We start from the raw sequence: 18,571 nt of genomic DNA on the forward strand, positions 1-18,571 counted from the left end.
CTTTTCATATTTTCATATAGCACCCATCGAAAAACAGGTTTAGACAATGATACGTACTGATTACTGTGGCTTGATCGACAAACGATTCCTCGGCCAAACCGTTACCGTCAAAGGCTGGGCACATCGCCGCCGCGATCACGGTGGCGTGATCTTCATCGACTTGCGTGACCGTGAAGGTCTGGTGCAGGTGGTGTTCGATCCGGATACCCCGGAAGCCTTTGCCACAGCCGATGCCAGCCGTAGCGAATACGTGCTGGAAATCACCGGTATCGTGCGTGATCGTCCGGCAGGTACTACCAACAAGAATCTGATCTCCGGCGAGATCGAAATTCTGGCCAAAGACATCAAAGTACTGAACACCGCCAATACGCCACCGTTCCAGATCGACGATGAAAATCTCTCTGAAACCGTGCGTTTGCAAAACCGCGTGATCGACCTGCGTCGCCCGGCCATGCAAAAGAACATGCGCCTGCGTTACAAAGTGGCGTTGCTGGTGCGTAACTTCCTGGATAGCCGTGGTTTCATCGACGTGGAAACACCGATGTTGACCCGCTCGACCCCGGAAGGCGCACGTGATTATCTGGTGCCAAGCCGGGTGCATGACGGCATGTTCTTTGCGCTGCCGCAATCGCCACAGTTGTTCAAGCAGTTGCTGATGGTGGCCGGGTTCGACCGTTACTACCAGATCACCAAGTGCTTCCGTGATGAAGACTTGCGCGCAGATCGTCAGCCTGAATTCACCCAGATCGATATCGAGACTTCGTTCCTGAACGAAGACGAAATCATGGACATCACTGAAGACATGGCACGCCATGTGTTCCAGGAAGCCATTGGCGTGGATCTGGGCAAGTTCCCGCGCATGAAGTACGACGATGCCATGTTCTATTACGGCTCGGACAAACCCGATATGCGCGTTTCGCTCAAGTTCACCGAACTGACCGACGTCATGAAAGACGTGCCGTTCAAGGTGTTCGCTGGCGCAGCCAATATGGAAGGCGGTCGCGTGGTTGGTCTACGTGTGCCAGGTGGTTCGTCATTCAGCCGTTCGGAAATCGACGCCTATACCCAGTTCGTTGGCATCTACGGTGCGCGTGGTCTGGCCTATATCAAGGTTAACGACATCACCAAGCTGAACGAAGAAGGCCTGCAGTCGCCGATCGTGAAGAACCTGACGCCAGAATCGCTGGCAGCCATTGTCGAGCGCACCGGCGCGCAAAACGGCGACATCATCTTCTTTGGCGCAGACAAAGAGAAGATCGTTAACGAAGCCATTGGCGCGTTGCGTTTGAAGATTGGCCACGAAAAGGGCGAGGCGGGCGGTTTCTTTGTTCGCGAATGGCGTCCGTTGTGGGTTGTGGACTTCCCGATGTTCGAATACGACGACGATGGCAAGCGCTGGAACGCCTGCCACCATCCGTTCACCAGCCCGAAGGTCGAACACCTGGAACTGCTGAAAGACCAGCCGGGTGCTTGCCGTGCGCGTGCCTACGACATGGTGCTGAACGGTTGGGAAATCGGCGGTGGTTCGATCCGTATCCACAAGGCCGACGTCCAATCGACGGTGTTCGACGCGCTGGGCATTGGCGAAGAAGAAGCGCAGAACAAGTTCGGCTTCTTGCTGGACAACCTGCAATACGGTGCGCCTCCTCACGGTGGCCTGGCTTTCGGTCTGGATCGTCTGGTCACGTTGATGGCCGGTGCCGAGTCGATCCGTGACGTGATCGCTTTCCCTAAGACCCAGCGTGCCCAGTGTCTGTTGACCAATGCACCAAATGCGGTCGACGAAAAGCAACTGCGCGAATTGCATATCCGCCTGCGTAACACCACGCCGGCAGCTTGAGTTAAGCAATCGAACGCTTGTTTTAAACAAAAAGCCTTCACTAGCTGACGGCAAGCTTGTTGCGAAAACGCCAGAAATACTTACGTATTTCTGGCGTTTTGTTTTATTTAACACATAATGACGCCAACCAGGTTACCGCTCCCGCCAGGCTCATGCATGGATCGAATGTGTTTTTCAATGACTCACCGCTGTGGCCACAAGCAGTTGCCGACCACCTCTGCCTTCGACCAACACGAAGCCCGCTTTATCCGCGCGGCTTTTTCCTGTCCACACTGTCTTGCCGAATTGGCCCGCCGCTCGATGCTTGATACCCGTGTATTCATCAATTTGCAGCAACATGCTGCTGGTGGACTGGCTTTTGTGATTGAAGTAGCAGACGCCTCGGACGAATTGGGCGAATTGCTTGCCAGTACTGGCTACCACAGCAACCGCAAGGCGCTGGAGCAAATGGCTTCCAGCGTGCGCGGCGTGCCGGAAGATGACCGCTTCTGGCGCAAAGAACTCAGCTTTGCCAGCGACGCTGATCCGCGCCAGGTGGTGGCGATGATTGAACATGTGAAGCTGGAAATGTCCTGGCTGGAGCCTTATCTGCCGCTGGGCGCAGAGGCAATCGAATACTGTACTTTTCCGATCTGACCCACATTTGGGGTTTGCGGGCGCAAAAAACGGCGCTGGAGATGATGACCTCCAGCGCCGTTTTGTCGTTCTGCAGACGGTGTCTTTATCCGAACCGCCGCCGCTTCAGATACTTTCGCCCAGCAACGTGTGCCAGATCTGCCGCACGCTGGCCAAAGGCGCGGTCATGGCGCTGATTTCTTCAGCGTTGGGCTTGTGTCCGTTCAAGCGGCCACGATGCTGCAAGCGCCGCAGTTCACGATAACAGTAGCGCGCAGCTTCAGCGGCGGATGTATCAATCAAGCCGTGGGTCGCGGCGATGGCCAGCAAGGCGATATTGCCGCGATTTGCGGTCAGATCCGGGTATTGCTCGGCAAAGCCCAGCACCAGGTACTGCACCATGAATTCGACATCCACAATGCCACCCCGGCAGTGCTTCACGTCTTCGGGCAGGGCAGGGTGCGTTTCCAGCATACGCTGGCGCATCGCCACGACCTCGGCCGATAAAGTTGGCAAATCACGGGCGCGGCGCAAAATATCTATCCGGATTTGCTCAAACTGTGCGCCAATGGCAGTTGAACCGGCGGCAAAGCGGGCACGGGTGAGTGCCTGGTGTTCCCACATCCAGGCCGATTCATTCTGGTACTGCACAAATGCTTCGATGCTCGATACCAGAAATCCCGATGAGCCATTGGGCCGCAAACGCAGATCAACGTCGTAGAGTTGGCCGGCCGAAGTCAGCGCGCTTAACCAGCTAACAATCCGCTTGGCATAGCGGGCGTAGGTTTCGGCGGCGTCCGGGTGCGGGTCGTCGTAGAGAAAGACCAGATCCAGATCCGAGCCATAGCCGAGTTCTTTGCCTCCAAGTTTGCCGTAACCAATGATGGCAAACGCCGGGATATCCAGATGGCGATTGTTGACGTCGCGCCAGGCTTCTTCCAGCGTTACCTGCAGGCACAAATCTGCCAGGTCGGAGAGATGATCCGACAGCGTTTCCAGCTGCAAATGGCCGGCGATATCTTGCGCCATTAGCCGGAACAGCTGGGAGTGCTGAAAGTGGCGCAGCAAATCCATGCGCGCTTCGGTGTCACCCGCATGATCATGCATTTGTGAGCGTAGCTGGTCACCAGCCTGAGACCAGTCAGGCGCCTGATACAACAGTCGCACGTCCAGCAGTTCGTCCAGCAAAATGGGATGGCGGGTCAAGTATTCCGACACCCACGGGCTGGCGCTGTACAGGCTGGCAAGGCGATTGAGCGTTTGCGGATGTTCTGCCAGCAAGGCCAGATAGGATTCGCGACGGCCTATGCTTTCCAGCAAATCCAGAATGCGCAGCAAGGTGGTATCCGGGTTCGGATAGCCTGCGGCGACTTCAATCAGCGGCGGCAAAATGGCGTCCATGCGCTGGCGGCTGCGATCAGACATTTGCTGATAACGGCTGCTGCTTTGCATGCCCGCCAGGCGCCGACGAATTTCCGCCGGGTCGGCGTAACCCAGTTTGACCAGCCCTTCGTCAATGCCTTCGCCGTCTTGTGCCGATAACCACAAATCGGCTTGGGGATGGCTTTCATCCTCGGCCTGCGGCGATACAAATACCTGCTCGAAATGTCGATTGACCATACCGCGCCACTCCGACAAGCCTTGATAAAACGCCGTCCAATCCGCATAGCCCATACTGCTGGCGATGCGGGCCCGGTCATCATCGTTGCCTGGCAACATCTGCGTCTGGGCGTCATCGATATACATCAGACGGTGTTCCAGATTCCGCAGAAATACGTACGCGCCCAGCAGTTCGCTCACAGCGTCTTGCGGCAACAGGCCTTGATTGGCCAGTTCAGTAAGAATGACGCGGGTGGCGCGCTGTTGCAGGGTTTTATCGCGCCCGCCACGGATCAGTTGAAAGACCTGGCCAATGAATTCGATTTCGCGGATACCGCCTGGCCCCAGCTTGATATTGTCCAGCCGGTCTTTGCGTGTGACTTCATGGCGAATCTGGCTGTGCAACTCGCGCATGGAGCGGTAGGCGCCGTAATCCAGATATTTGCGGTAAACAAACGGGCGCACCAGTTGCATCAAAGCGTCGCCATCGCCAGTGAGCGGGCGGCCTTTGATCCAGGCGTAACGCTCCCACTCGCGTCCCTGGGTTTGCAGGTAGTTTTCCAGCGCACCAAAGCTGGATACCAGCGGGCCGGAGTCGCCAAACGGGCGCAAGCGCATATCAACGCGAAACACCATGCCTTCGTCGGTGGGATGGCCAATCAGCTGGATCAGCGCTTTGCCGAGCAAGCCAAAATACTGGTGATTGCTGACTTTGCGCGGGCCCGTGGTTTCGCCGTCTTCCGGGTAAACAAAGATCAGATCGATGTCGGACGACACATTCAGTTCGCGCCCACCCAATTTGCCCATGCCGACTACAATCAATTGCTGGACAGTGCCGCTTTCTTCGCCCACCGGGTCGCCATAACGCTCATGCAATTGGCGGCGGGCGGTTTCCAGCGCGCAGGCGATGCTGACTTCGGCCAGATCGCTGATGACGGCGACGGCTTCATCCAGATCAGACAAACCCGCCAGCTCGCGAGCGATTAACCGCGCCATGACATGCATGCGCAACAATCGCAATGTCCGGCTGGCGGTGGGTTCATCGTGTTCAGCACAAGTGGCCAGCGCGGTCAGCATTTCGTCGCGCGAAAACGGTTTATCCAGTGCGGCAGCAGTTTGTGCTTCCAGCTCGGGATACCGGGTAAACAGGCGTTGCAGATAGCGGCTGTGGTTAACCGCAGGGGCGAGCGAGGAATGTGTCACAGCATACATGTCTAATCTCTTGGGCTTGAACGCGTTCGGGTAGAATGCCGAAGCGACACCGTAGCACAACCTGGGCCAATGCCAGAACTGCGGTCACCGGCGATTAGCGCTGTTGCAAGCAGATTCGCAGCAGGAAAAAGCCAGTTGGCGCAGTCTCATTTTTTGATATTGTTTTTTTTGAACCGGGCCACCGGGTAGTGCATGACCCCATTTCGTTCGATCTCTATTAAACCCTTGCTGGCGTCCGCCTGGTCGCGCATCAAGGGTTTTGTCCACTGGCATTATCGCTTGTTGCTGCGCCTGCTGCTGGCCGGCGCGTTGCTGTTTGTCGTGCTCGCGCTGACATGGCAATTTTATCTGTTGCCGCGACTGGACCAGTTCCGCCCCATGCTGGAAGGCCGTTTTGCCGCAGCAACTGGCAGCCCGATCCAGCTAGGCCGCATTTCCGGTGGCTGGCACGGCATGCGCCCGGGCTTTCATATTGATGGCCTCACCGTCCTGAATCGCGATCGCACACCGGTCTTGCATTTGAATGCACTGGATGCCGACGTGGCCTGGCGCTCGATTTTTGTCGGAGAAATCATCTTTCGCCGCTTATCGCTGGCGGCGCCGGCGCTGGAAGTCACGCGCGACGCTTCCGGTTTGTGGCATGTCGGCGGTTTTGCCCTCACGGCTGGACAAGGCACTAGCGATAACCGTTTCATGAACTGGGTATTGAACCAGGATGAGCTGGATATCAACGGTGGCACACTCAATTACACTGACCTGCTGACCAACGCCCCACCAGTTCAAGCGCGTGATGTGCAGCTGCATGTGCGCTCGTTGTTTGGTCGCCACAGCTTCACTATCGGCGCAACACCACCATCCTCAATCGGCCAGTCCTTTACCTTGGGCGGCGTCTGGTACGGGAGCGACGTCGGGAAGTGGGCCACGTGGTCCGGGCACGCGCGGATTGTGGCGCCGCAAATTGCACTGGATAGCTTATGGCGGTATCTGCCGGCGGATGCTTTGCCGTTTACCGTGCAATCCGGCACTGCGGGTGGGTCAGTCGATTTCAGTTTTGGCCAGGGACAGTTGACCGGCGCTGATGTTGATCTCGTGGCGCAATCGTTGCTGGCCCAATACGGTAGCCGCTCTCTGGAACTGCCCCGGTTTGATGCGCGCCTGCACTGGACCGAGCAAGGCGGCAAGTCTGCATTGCGGCTGGATGGCCGCCAGATCGCCACCCGCGATGGCGTAGTGTGCAACAACTGCCGGTTTACCTGGGGCAAGGATAAATCCGGCAAGCAGGATATCTCGCTGTCTGGTTTGAAGCTGGATCATCTGGCCGGGTTACGCAGCGCATTGCCAGCGGCATTGCTGGAGCGCATCCCGGACGGCCAGCTTGCTGGCGATGTGCGCAATTCGAGTTATGCCTGGCAAGGGGACTGGGACAAACCGGCGCATTACAAAGGCAGCATCGACCTGGCCAATCTGGCCGTTCAGTGGCCAGGCGTGTTGCCAGAGCTGGGCCCAGCCAATATCCAGGCCGATTTCACTGAAGCTGGGGGCAAAGCCCAGCTGGTCTCCAGTAATTTTGTATTCAATTACCCCCAACAATTTGTAGAACCCATTCGGCTGGATTTGCTGAATGTGGCCACGCACTGGCAACGCCAGGCCAAAGGCTGGAACATCTCGCTGGATACCGTTCGGCTTAACAACAAAGACATGAATGTCAGCGTGGCTGGCAAATATTTCTGGCCGGACAGCGGTTTGGGGCAACTGGATCTGGACGGCGATATCAAGGGGCTGGAGGCTTCGCGCGCTTTCGCTTATTTGCCGCGGGTGGTGGGTGACGAAACGCTGGCCTGGCTCAAAGGCTCGCTCAAACACGGGCGCGCGTTTGACGGCAAGATTCTGGTGCACGGCAATCTGCACGACTTTCCGTTCCCGGATGATAAAGCCGGGCAATTCCGCATTACTGCCAGCGCCCAGGACACTACGCTGCAATTCGCCAGCGATTGGCCAGCTATTACGCATATCAATGGCACGCTCGATTTTCATGGCAAATCGATGCTGATCCGCGCACCACAAGCGCAAATCCACAATGCGCAGCTCAATAACGTTGAAGTATCCATCCCAGACCTGGAGCATCCGCATGTGCTGGTTGATGGCAAAGCCCAAGACAGCACAACGGGGTTTCTGGATTACATCAAGGCGACACCGCTGCATGGCCCGATGGCGGCGTATATCGATGGTCTGAAAGCTGAAGGCAAGGGCGACCTGACACTTAAGCTGGATATTCCGCTGGCCAATATGGCCCAGACCAAGGTGAATGGTTCGTATCATTTTGCTGACAACATGCTGGATTTTGCGGGCAATGTGCCGCCGATAACCGCAACCAGCGGGCAATTACTGTTTACCGAGAGCGGTCTCACCGTACGCGATGTTTCCGGGCAAGCCTTGGGCGGTACAGTACAGATTAGTGGCACATCCGATAAAGATGGCGTGGTGAAGCTGCAGTTGAACGGCAAAAGTCAGCTTGCCGATGTTGCCCATAATTTTGATCTGCCACTGGCTACGCGTTTGCACGGAATGATGGGCTGGCAAGGCCAGATCGCCGCCAGCCATGACCGCTTCGATGTAACGCTGACCTCGCCCATGAGTGGCACGGTGATCGATCTGCCAGCGCCCGTGGGCAAAGCCGCCAATGTATCCCGCTCACTGCGTTTGCGAGTCGCTGGTGACAAAACCGGGTACGAACTGGATATGACCTGGGAGCATCTGTTGCAACTGGTCATGCGTCAGCCGCAGGGCGGGGCGCTGACCGGCAATCTGGCTTTGGGTTCTGCCAATGCAGTCATGCCGGCGCGACCAGGCATGTTGGTTAGCGGCGGCTGGCCAGAGTTGAATGCGCAAGAATGGTACGAATTGTGGGACAAAGAAGGTCGCGGTAGCGACAGGAATGCCGCAAGCCAGACCGTAGCGCAAGCCGCACCGCCAGCGTCGTCTTCCTCCGCTGGCCCGGCCGGTGTGGATTTGAGCTTTGACCGTCTTAGCGGCTGGGGCCGCGTACTCAATGACGTGCATCTGAAAGCCAGTTATCCGGGTGCACAGAGCTGGCAGGGCGAACTGGCCAGTCGCGAGCTAAACGGCAAATTTGCGTGGAGTGGCCAGGGTAAAGGCAAGCTTATCGCGCGCATGAGCAAGGTGCTGTTGCCGCTGACCACTGCATCCGGCAATCAACCGACCGAAACCTCACCGATTCGCTCCTTGCCGGCGATTGACCTGAGCATCGATGATTTCCGCTACAAAACCCTGCAGTTGGGCAAGCTCGATGTGCAGGGCGAACAGCAAGGTGACGCCTGGACGCTCAAGAGCGTGAGCCTGGATAACCCTGACGGCCATTTCGACATGAGCGGCGTGTGGCGACAGAGCAATGGCAAATCGCGGGTGTCGGGCAAGTTCAGCCTGGGTAGCGATGACTTTGGCAAGTTCCTGGCACGGATTGGTTATCCGGATACTCTCAGACGGGCACCGGGCAAAATTTCCGGTGAAGCTACCTGGGATGGAGAGCCATTCCCGCCCGATTTTCAAAGCATGCAGGGCAATATCAATGTGGACGTGCAGTCCGGGCAATTTGCGCGGATTGATCCGGGCGCGGGCCGCTTGCTGTCCATTTTGAGCCTGCAATCGCTCACGCGCCGCGTGCAACTGGATTTTCGCGACGTGTTTTCGCAAGGCTTCGAGTTCGATACCATCAAGGGCGATGCGGCGATTGAACGAGGCGTAGCCCGTACCGAAAACCTGGTGATTACCGGTTCAGCAGCGCAGGTATTGTTCCGCGGCGCGGCCAACTTTGAAGCAGGCACGCAAGACTTGCGCGTACGCATTGTGCCGGTGATTGGCGATTCGGTTGCGGTGGCGACCACCATCGTCAACCCGATTGCTGGCGTTGCCGCTTTTCTGCTGCAACGGGCGTTGAAAGACCCGCTGGGGCAGTTGATCGCCTATGAATATGATATTACCGGCAGCATGCGCGACCCGCAGATTCGCAAGGTGGAAGACGTTTCGCAGCTGCTCCCGTCGATCATCCAGAAACACCGCACGCCCTGATCTCGATAACTGGTCCTGTTAAGGAAAGTTCGCCATGCAAACGGTGATTGCCGCCGCAGTGCAACTGATTTCCACCCCGGTGGTGAGTGAAAACCTGGCTACCGCGGGCCGGTTGATCGCCCAGGCCGCCGCAGAAGGGGCGCAGATTGTGGCCGTGCCGGAGTACTTTGCCATCATGGGTAAAGATCCGCGCGACAAGATTGCCGTGCGCGAAATGCCAGGGAACGGGCCGATTCAGGACTTTCTGGCACAAACCGCCGCCAGACACGGCATCTGGCTGGTGGGCGGAACGGTGCCGCTGGAGGCCAGCGTGCCCGACAAAGTGCGCAACAGCACGCTGGTATACGACCCGCAAGGCAATCTGGCGGCACGCTACGACAAGATTCATCTGTTCGGTTTTGACAATGGCGACGAGCATTTTGCCGAGGCCGATACCATTGAAGCGGGCAACGAGGTCGTTACTTTCACGACGCCATTTGGTCGGGTGGGATTGAGCATCTGCTACGATCTGCGCTTTCCTGAGCTGTTTCGCACGCCGGGTGAAGTGGATATCTGGTTCTTGCCCTCGGCCTTCACCGCCACCACGGGCAAGGCCCACTGGGAGCCACTGATCCGCGCGCGCGCCATTGAAAACCAATGTTTCTTTGTTGCGCCGGGGCAGGGCGGCATGCACGTTACCGGGCGCGAAACGCATGGCCACAGCATGATCGTTGACCCGTGGGGCCAGATTCTGGCGCAACGTGACAACGGCAACGGCGTGGTAATCGCTGAACTGAAAGCCAGCCAGAGTGAGCGCGTGCGCCGGATATTGCCTGCATTGCGTCATCGCATTTTGTAGGATGGATTCGGCGCGGCCAATTCGCCGTCCGCCTGCGGTCATCCCCAGAGCTGCAGACCTGCCCGGCTGTAGCCACCACAAAACTTAGTCCAGCCCACGCCTTGTCAAACCCCATGGGCGATGGCATGTTGTTCCATTGACCGTCATTTTTCAGAGCGATATCGGCATGAGCCATTTGAGTCTGCTACAAACCGCGCAATCCACCCTCCTGGCGCCTTATAGCCTGGATGAACAACAACTGGACCGCGTGTTCTCCGAATTGATGCAGCACGATCTGGATTACGCCGATCTGTACTTCCAGAGCACGCGCTCGGAAGGCTGGAGCCTGGACGAAGGAATCGTCAAATCTGGCAGCTTTTCGATTGACCAAGGAGTGGGCGTGCGGGTGGTCTCCGGTGAGAAAACCGCTTTTGCCTATTCGGATGAAATCGGCTTTTCGCCCTTGCTGGAAGCGGCGCGCGCCACACGGGCGATTGGTCGCCAAGGCGGCAATGGTTCGGCCGCGCTGGTAAAAACCGGTGCAGGCCACGCCTTGTATCGGCCGATTGATCCGCTGGCCAGTCTGAACGAGGCCGAAAAGGTTGCCTTGCTGGAAAAACTCGAACGCGCTGCTCGCGCTGCCGACAAGCGCGTGGTGCAAGTGATGGCGAGCCTAGCGTCTGAATACGACGTGATCTATATCGCGCGGCATGACGGGCATCGTGCTGCCGATATCCGTCCGTTGGTGCGTTTGTCTCTGAACGTTATCGTTGAAGAAAACGGTCAGCGCGAGCAGGGCAGCGCGGGTGGCGGTGGTCGCTTTGATTACAGTTACTTCACCGACGATGTGGTGAATCACTACGCGCAGGTCGCAGTGGCACAAGCGGTGCTTAATCTGACCGCACGCCCCGCGCCAGCCGGTGAGATGACCGTGGTGCTGGGCAACGGCTGGCCCGGCATTTTGCTGCATGAAGCCATTGGTCACGGTCTGGAAGGCGATTTCAACCGCAAAGGCAGCTCCGCGTTCTCGGGCCGTCTGGGTGAGCGCGTGGCGGCACCAGGCGTGACGGTGATCGACGACGGCACCATCCAGGATCGCCGTGGCTCGCTCAATGTGGATGATGAAGGCAACCCGACCAGCCGCACCACGCTGATTGAGGACGGCATTCTGCGTGGATATCTGCAAGACAGCCTGAACGCCCGCTTGATGAACATGCCACTGACCGGCAATGGCCGCCGCGAGTCGTACGCGCATCTGCCGATGCCACGCATGACCAACACGCTGATGCTGGGCGGCGATAAAGACCCACAAGAGATCATCAGCTCGGTCAAACGCGGTTTGTATGCGGTGAACTTTGGCGGTGGTCAGGTCGATATTACTAGCGGCAAATTCGTATTCTCGGCGTCTGAAGCCTGGTGGGTAGAAGACGGCAAGCTGCAATATCCGGTCAAGGGCGCCACGCTGATCGGCAACGGCCCGGACGTGCTGACTCGCGTTTCGATGATCGGCAACGATATGGCGCTTGATCCAGGTGTGGGTACCTGCGGTAAGGAAGGCCAGAGCGTGCCGGTAGGTGTCGGCCAGCCAACATTGCGTATTGACGGTGGTTTGACGGTGGGTGGCACGGGCTGAACAAGCCCGGTGTGAAAGCACCGATTTGCAATATATCACCAGATATACAGCTATTTACGAGGCGGCAAGGGCGGGGGTTTGTTACAATCCCGCCCTTCGTTTTTTTGAACAAAGCCGCAAGCATGAATAACCGGGTAGATGTCCCCGCAATCCCCGCCGCGCCCGAGACTGGCCTGGCGCGCCAGCTCAAAGCCCGCCATTTGACCATGATCGCCATCGGTGGCTCCATCGGCACCGGGCTGTTTGTGGCCTCTGGCGCCACCATCTCGCAAGCTGGTCCAGGCGGTGCCTTGCTGGCGTACGCGCTGATCGGCTTGATGGTGTATTTCCTGATGACCAGCCTGGGTGAACTGGCGGCGTACATGCCGGTATCCGGCTCGTTTGCCACTTACGGCGCCCATTATGTAGAAGAAGGCTTTGGCTTCGCGCTGGGCTGGAACTACTGGTACAACTGGGCGGTGACCATTGCGGTGGATCTGGTTGCCTCACAACTGGTGATGAATTATTGGTTCCCGGGTACGCCAGGCTGGATCTGGAGCGCGTGTTTCCTCGGCATCATGTTCTTGCTGAACTACATCTCGGTCAAAGGTTTTGGCGAGGCTGAATACTGGTTCTCGCTGATCAAAGTCGTGACCATCGTCATTTTCATTGCGCTGGGTCTGGCGATGATTTTCGGCATCATCAAGGGCGGCGAAACGGCGGGTTTCCATAACTTTACCGTGGGCGATGGTCCGTTTGCCGGAGGCTTTGCTGCGTTGATTGGTGTGGCGATGGTGGTTGGGTTCTCGTTCCAGGGCACCGAATTGATCGGTATTGCTGCCGGTGAATCGCAAAACCCGGCCAAAAACATTCCGCGTGCGGTACGGCAGGTGTTCTGGCGGATTCTGCTGTTCTATATCTTCGCCATTCTGATTATCAGTTTGCTGATTCCCTACACCGATCCGCGTCTGCTCAAGAACGAAGTGAGCGACATTGCCATTAGCCCGTTCACGCTGGTGTTCCAGCATGCCGGACTGGCGTTTGCCGCGGCGGTAATGAATGCGGTGATTCTGACCGCCGTGTTGTCGGCCGGTAACTCGGGCATGTACGCCTCCACCCGCATGTTGTACACGCTGGCGGTAGATGGCAAAGCGCCCAGAATCTTTGCCAAATTGTCTAAAGGTGGCGTGCCGCGCAATGCCTTGTATGCCACGACCATTGTCGGCGGGTTGTGTTTTCTGACGTCCATGTTCGGCAAGCAAGAGGTCTACCTGTGGCTGCTCAATACATCGGGCATGACCGGTTTCATTGCCTGGTTAGGTATCGCGATCAGCCACTATCGTTTCCGCAAGGGTTACGTAGCGCAAGGGCGTGATTTGAACGCGCTGCCGTACAAGTCGGGTTTCTTTCCGTGGGGGCCGATCTTCGCTTTCGTTCTATGCCTGGCCATTACTCTGGGTCAGAACTATGAGGCTTTCCTGAAGGACCGCATCGACTGGATTGGCGTAGTGGCAACGTATGTTGGCTTGCCGCTGTTCCTGGTGATCTGGGCTGGTTATCGCTTTAGCCGCAAAACGCGCTTTGTGCGTTATGCCGACATGAAATTCCCGGATTCTGTCCAATAAGCCCTGACGCAGCTTAACCCCTTGAAACGGCGCGCTTTGCGCCGTTTTTTATTGCGCTGGGGATGGCCCCGTTATGGACTGAAACAAGATGGTGAGTAACATCCCGGATGCATGTGCCGCCAAGGCAAAGTAAGCTCGCCATCCCGCAGATCAATTGTTTTTACGGAAAACCGATGGTTCGTTTCCAGCTTGTCCCAACGCATAACGGCGCCTGGATCGCCGAAATTCTGCTGGATACTCCCGGCACGCTCAATGCGCAGAATCTGCTCATGGTGAACCAGATGCGCGAGCAACTGGCGCTTTGGCGTACCGATGACAGGGTGGTGCTGGTCCTGATTCGCGGCGTTGGGGAAAAAGCCTTCTGTGCGGGCGGTGATATCAAAGCCCTGTATTACGCGATGACCGAGCCGGGCCGGATTGGCGAGGCGGATGACTTCTTTGCCAGTGAATACGCGCTGTGCCGTGATCTGCATCGTTATCCCAAACCTATCCTCGCCTGGGCCAATGGCCTGATCATGGGCGGCGGCTGGGGGCTGCTGGCAGGCGCGAGCCATAAAGTGGTGACCGAAACCAGTGTGCTGGCGATGCCGGAAATTGGCATTGGGTTGTTCCCGGATGTAGGGGCGAGTAGCTGGCTGGGACATTTGCACCACAATGTCGGGCGCATGCTTTATCTGACGGCCTCGCAACTGAATGCGGCAGATGCCGTCGCCGCCGGAGCCGCTGACTGGGCGTTGCCAGCCAACGGATTCGAATCGCTATTGCAGGGACTGCAGGAAATGCCGTGGCTGGCGCAAGCACAGGTCGATGCGCAAATGTTGTCGCAGTTGCTGAGTGCATTAAGCGCAGCCACGCCTTGCCCGTTGCCTGAGGCGCAATGGCCGCCGGTGAGCGAGCAAGTCGAGGAGGTGGTCTGCGGTGACGATCTGGCGGCCATCGCCACGCGAATTCAGGCGTATCGGGGTGAGAGTCGCTGGCTGCAACAGGCAATGAGCAATATGCAGGCGGGTTCTCCGGGTTCAATGGTCCTGAGCTGGACGCTGGCACAGCGTGCCGCGTCCATGGATTACGATGCCGTAGTGGCCATGGAAACCCTCGCGGCAAAGCATAGTGTGCGACATGGCGACTTTCGAGAAGGCGTGCGTGCAAGGTTGATTGATCGGGATAATCAGCCTCGCTGGTCCCCCGCAACGCTGGATCAAGCCTTGGCCGAAGGGGTTGCGCGCTGGTTCGAAAATATTTGATTCAGGCAAAAAGTACCGTTTGACTTGAAACTTTTGTCATATCCCTTCATCTTAAGCAGTACGAGCCAACCGCTCGATTGATCAGAAACGGAGAAGACACTATGGATTACACCACCGCCCAATACGGCGGCACGGCATTAGCCGTCGAGCGCAACAAGGTGTTGCGTAACACCTATTTCCTGCTGGCCCTGAGCATGCTGCCCACCGCCGCCGGTGCGCTGCTGGGTATTTCCATGCAGTTTGCAATGAGCCCGATGTTCGGCGCGATTGTGTTCCTGGGCGTGAGCTTCGGGATGTTCTTTGCCATCGAAAAGACCAAGAACAGCGCCATGGGCGTGGTTCTGTTGCTGGCGTACACCGGCTTTATGGGTCTGTGGCTGTCGCAAATACTGCAAGTCGCCCTGCGCTTTGCCAACGGCCCGGCCATGATTGGTACAGCCGCAATTGGTACCGCTGCCATCTTCTTTACCCTGGCAGGTATCGCCACCGTGACGAAGAAAGACTTCTCGTTCATGGGCAAGTTCCTGTTCGTGGGCGTCGTGGTGCTGATCCTGGCTTCGCTGGCTAACCTGTTCTTCCAGATTCCAGCGATCTCGCTGGCGGTTTCGGCCATTGCCATCATGATTTTCTCGGCCTACATCCTGATGGATGTCAGCCGCATCGTGAACGGTGGTGAAACCAACTATGTGACGGCAACGCTGCAGTTGTACCTGAACGTGTACAACATCTTTATCAGCCTGCTGAATATCCTGATGGCATTCAGTGGCAACAATCGCAACTGATAACGCCGCATATGCAAGTTCCAACGCCACCGCAAGGTGGCGTTTTGTTTTGGGTCCCCGGGGATGCAGGTGTAAGTCCGTAAAGGCAAATTTGCGATAAACAGGTATATTCTTCGCCCATGCGCTTACCCCGATTTCTACTTCCCTGGCACGCCATGCTGCCGTGGTTGGTTGCCCACATTGCCATTGGTCTCGTGCTGGTTGCCTTGGCTGGTTATACCTGGCTGGATCAGCGACAAACCCAATCCGCCCGCGATATGACCATGGCGCAGGATCTGCTGTGGCAGGAGCAGGGCCTGCGGCTGCATTTGCAAACTAATCAGAATGTGCTGGAAAACCTGGCCTATAGCTTGGCGGCCAATGCCATCAACGATACGGATTTCAACGCTCGTGCGGACGCGTTGATGAAAGACAATCCGGAAATGCAGTCGGTGGAATACCTGAATGCGGCGGGGCATCGCATGGGTGGCTTGCCAGTGTATAGCTCGCGCCCCAGTAGCCTGGTGCCGCTTGATGACGAGCAAGTGCTCGAGACCGTGGATGGCGCCAGTACGCTGGGTTATGCCGTTTACAGTAACGTTATCATCCGCGATCAGCCTGTGATTGTGCTGGCAGTGCCGTACTACCATTCCACTGTTTATGCCGGCATGGTCGTGGCGACTTATTCGCTGCCCGAATTGCTGCGGCTGCGTATTCCCTGGTGGATGATCCAGCGTTACGACCTGGCCTTGCTGGACGACCAAGGTCATGTGGTGGCACCGCTCGACGCCACGGTTATGCCCGGCTCGTTGCTGACTCGAACCGTCGGCGTAGACCCGCTGGGTCACGAACTCAAGTTGCGCGCCAGTGTGCGCGATAACCCACGCGCCAGTAGCCAGGCCTGGTTGCTGGGGGCCGTGTTCTTGCTGCTCACCTTGTTGTGGTGGGTGCTGGCCATGTTGCGTCGGCGCATGTTGGAACGCCAGGCCGCCGAGGTCGCCTTGCGCGACGAAATGGGTTTTCGCTCGGCGATGGAAGATTCGCTAACCACTGGCTTGCGGGCCATGGATCGCGATGGTCGTATCATCTATGTGAACCCGGCGTTCTGCCACATGGTGGGCTGGAGTGCGTCCGAGTTAATGGGGCATATTCCGCCCATGCCTTACTGGCCGCCCGAAGAACTGGAAAACTGTGCTGCCGCCTACCGCGCCATCCTGGAAGGGCAGACACCGCAGAATGGCTATCAATTGCGCTTTATGCGGCGAAATGGCGAGCGCTTTGATGTGCGTTTGTACTCGTCACGGCTGGTGGATGGGCGCGGTGAGTATCGCGGCTGGATGGCGTCGTTGTATGACGTCACCGAAATCCGCCGCGAGCGCGAAGCTTTGGCGGCATCACGCAAGCAGTTACTCACGGTACTGGAAGGGCTGGAAGCTGCCGTGTCGGTAACTGACGAGCAAAGTGGTCAATTGCTGTATCGCAATCGTCACCACGATGACCTGTTCCCGCTGCGCGATGAAGCCGTGTGTTGTTTGATTCCGCTGATTCCGGATGACTCGCTTGCCGCCGAATCACGCGATCCGATTACTGGCCGCTGGTATCACGTGCAACGGCGACGGATCGAATGGGTGGATCGGCGCCAAGTCTGGCTGGATATCGCTGCGGATATCACCGATGTGCGTCAGTCAGCCGAAGAAATGCGCTTGCAGAGTGAAAAACTGCAGCACACCGCCCGTCTGATCAGCATGGGTGAACTGGCCTCCAGTCTGGCCCACGAGTTGAATCAGCCACTGGCAGCGATCAGCAGTTACGCCGCGGCAGCAGAAGAGATGCTGGCTACGCCAACGCCCATGGTCGAAAAAGCGGGCGATGTGCTCACACGTATTGGCGGGCAAGCGCGCCGCGCCGGGCAGATCATCCGCGGGATTCGCGATTTTGCCGCCAAACGGGCGCCACGCAAGGAAATCTGCGACCTGGCGGAATTGCTGTCGGTGCCATTGCAATTGCTCGAACCTGTGGTGCGTAAGACGCAGTCGCGAGTTATTGTGGAACTGCCAGACTCACTGCCCGAATTTCAGGGCGACAGCGTGATGCTGGAACAGGTATTGTTCAACCTGTTGAAAAACGGTCTGGAAGCCATGGCCGCCGCCGATGGTGACGCACCACGTGAAATCACGGTTTCGGCAACAGCCACCGATGAATCGCTGGAGGTGGTCGTGGCTGATCGCGGGCCGGGGCTGGCGTCGCCAGACTCACTGTTTCAGCCGTTTTACACCACCAAACCCGACGGTATGGGTATCGGTTTGAATATCTGCCGTTCGGTGATTGAGCAACATCGAGGCCAATTGCTGGCTGAGGCAAATCCGGGCGGGGGTACCCGCTTTATCTGCAAATTGCCGCTAACCATCAGTACGGCACTGACCGAGGAAACCGAATAATGCGACCAATTGCCATCATTGATGACGACATTGCAGTACGCGATGCGCTAACCCTGTTGTTTGAAACCCGCAGCTGGCCAGCGATTGCTTTCGATTCCGCCGAAAGCTTTCTGGCGGAAGCCGGCCCGGCAGATTTCAGCTGCATGGTGCTGGACGTACGCATGACCGGCATGAGCGGTCTGGAATTGTTCAACAAGATCAAAACCGCCGAATACCTGCCGCCAGTGATCTTCCTGACCGGCCATGGCGATGTGGCTATGGCTGTCGCCGCCGTAAAAGAAGGCGCAACCGACTTTCTGGAAAAGCCTTGTGACAACCGGGTGCTGGTCAGCAAAGTCCAGGCTTACCTGGAGCAGGACGTCGCCCTGCGTGGGGAATGGGAGGCGCGCCAATCGTTGTCGGATCAACTGGATGCACTGACGCCACGCGAGCGTGAAGTGCTGAGCGAATTGCTGGCAGGCAAACTCAACAAACAGATTGCCGATGCGCTGGCGATCAGTATCAAAACGGTGGAAGTCCACCGTGCCCGCATTTACACCAAGCTGCACGTACGCTCTGCAGTCGAGTTGGCGGCGCTGCTCAAAGATGTACCCTTGGCTGCCATTAGCGGCAAAGAGTCGGCGCATTAAGCAGCAAGCCTTGCATCACGCTTGAATGTAAAAAGACCTGCCGCGGGGCAGGTCTTTTTATGTGTGCAAGCCAGAACCGATAGAGCGATCGAG

The 18,571-nt window shown here is 57.4% G+C and carries 11 protein-coding genes; 10 read left to right on the forward strand and 1 reads right to left on the reverse strand.

The features are described 5' to 3' along the window. Positions 1 to 49 precede the first annotated feature (49 nt). Both aspS and P4L78_RS11335 read left to right on the forward strand, forming a co-directional pair. The gene (gene aspS / locus P4L78_RS11330; protein WP_283151400.1) at positions 50 to 1,840 is read left to right on the forward strand and encodes an aspartate--tRNA ligase; all 1,791 of its coding nucleotides are present in this window, start codon (positions 50 to 52) and stop codon (positions 1,838 to 1,840) included. Positions 1,841 to 2,017: 177 nt separating this feature from the next. Then, positions 2,018 to 2,476 (forward strand): hypothetical protein, encoded by a 459-nt coding sequence (locus P4L78_RS11335; protein WP_309328195.1) that lies wholly within the window; start codon positions 2,018 to 2,020, stop codon positions 2,474 to 2,476. Between the two features lie 105 nt (positions 2,477 to 2,581). On the opposite strand, the gene glnE is transcribed toward P4L78_RS11335, so the two are convergent. Further along, on the reverse strand, positions 2,582 to 5,266 hold the full coding sequence (gene glnE / locus P4L78_RS11340; protein WP_309328196.1) for a bifunctional [glutamate--ammonia ligase]-adenylyl-L-tyrosine phosphorylase/[glutamate--ammonia-ligase] adenylyltransferase: 2,685 nt from the start codon (positions 5,264 to 5,266) through the stop codon (positions 2,582 to 2,584). 192 nt (positions 5,267 to 5,458) lie between these two features. Here glnE and P4L78_RS11345 point away from each other — a divergent pair, with 192 nt between their 5' ends. The 8 genes from P4L78_RS11345 (at position 5,459) to P4L78_RS11380 (ending at position 18,478) form a co-directional block, all read left to right on the forward strand. Beyond that, complete coding sequence (locus P4L78_RS11345) at positions 5,459 to 9,352, forward strand: YhdP family protein (protein ID WP_309328197.1); 3,894 nt, start codon at positions 5,459 to 5,461, stop codon at positions 9,350 to 9,352. 34 nt (positions 9,353 to 9,386) lie between these two features. Further along, entirely contained in the window at positions 9,387 to 10,190 is an 804-nt protein-coding gene (locus tag P4L78_RS11350; protein ID WP_283150277.1) for a carbon-nitrogen hydrolase family protein, read from the forward strand. A 166-nt stretch (positions 10,191 to 10,356) separates the two neighbouring features. After that, positions 10,357 to 11,802, forward strand: a complete 1,446-nt coding sequence (gene tldD / locus P4L78_RS11355; protein ID WP_283150276.1) for a metalloprotease TldD — start codon at positions 10,357 to 10,359, stop codon at positions 11,800 to 11,802. A gap of 122 nt (positions 11,803 to 11,924) precedes the next feature. Further along, positions 11,925 to 13,406: an amino acid permease gene (locus P4L78_RS11360; RefSeq protein WP_309328199.1), complete on the forward strand. Its 1,482-nt coding sequence runs from the start codon at positions 11,925 to 11,927 to the stop codon at positions 13,404 to 13,406. Positions 13,407 to 13,579: 173 nt separating this feature from the next. Beyond that, positions 13,580 to 14,650, forward strand: a complete 1,071-nt coding sequence (locus tag P4L78_RS11365) for an enoyl-CoA hydratase/isomerase family protein (protein WP_309328201.1) — start codon at positions 13,580 to 13,582, stop codon at positions 14,648 to 14,650. 101 nt (positions 14,651 to 14,751) lie between these two features. After that, positions 14,752 to 15,432, forward strand: coding sequence for a Bax inhibitor-1/YccA family protein (locus P4L78_RS11370; RefSeq protein WP_283150273.1), 681 nt, complete (start codon positions 14,752 to 14,754; stop codon positions 15,430 to 15,432). Positions 15,433 to 15,587: 155 nt separating this feature from the next. Continuing rightward, positions 15,588 to 17,849, forward strand: a complete 2,262-nt coding sequence (locus P4L78_RS11375; protein WP_309328203.1) for a PAS domain S-box protein — start codon at positions 15,588 to 15,590, stop codon at positions 17,847 to 17,849. After that, on the forward strand, positions 17,849 to 18,478 hold the full coding sequence (locus tag P4L78_RS11380) for a response regulator transcription factor (RefSeq protein ID WP_283150271.1): 630 nt from the start codon (positions 17,849 to 17,851) through the stop codon (positions 18,476 to 18,478). The genes P4L78_RS11375 and P4L78_RS11380 overlap by 1 nt, the downstream gene beginning before the upstream one ends. Positions 18,479 to 18,571 lie beyond the last annotated feature (93 nt).

It is taken from the genome of Silvimonas sp. (genome assembly GCF_031291215.1).
Classification (GTDB): domain Bacteria; phylum Pseudomonadota; class Gammaproteobacteria; order Burkholderiales; family Chitinibacteraceae; genus Silvimonas; species Silvimonas soli.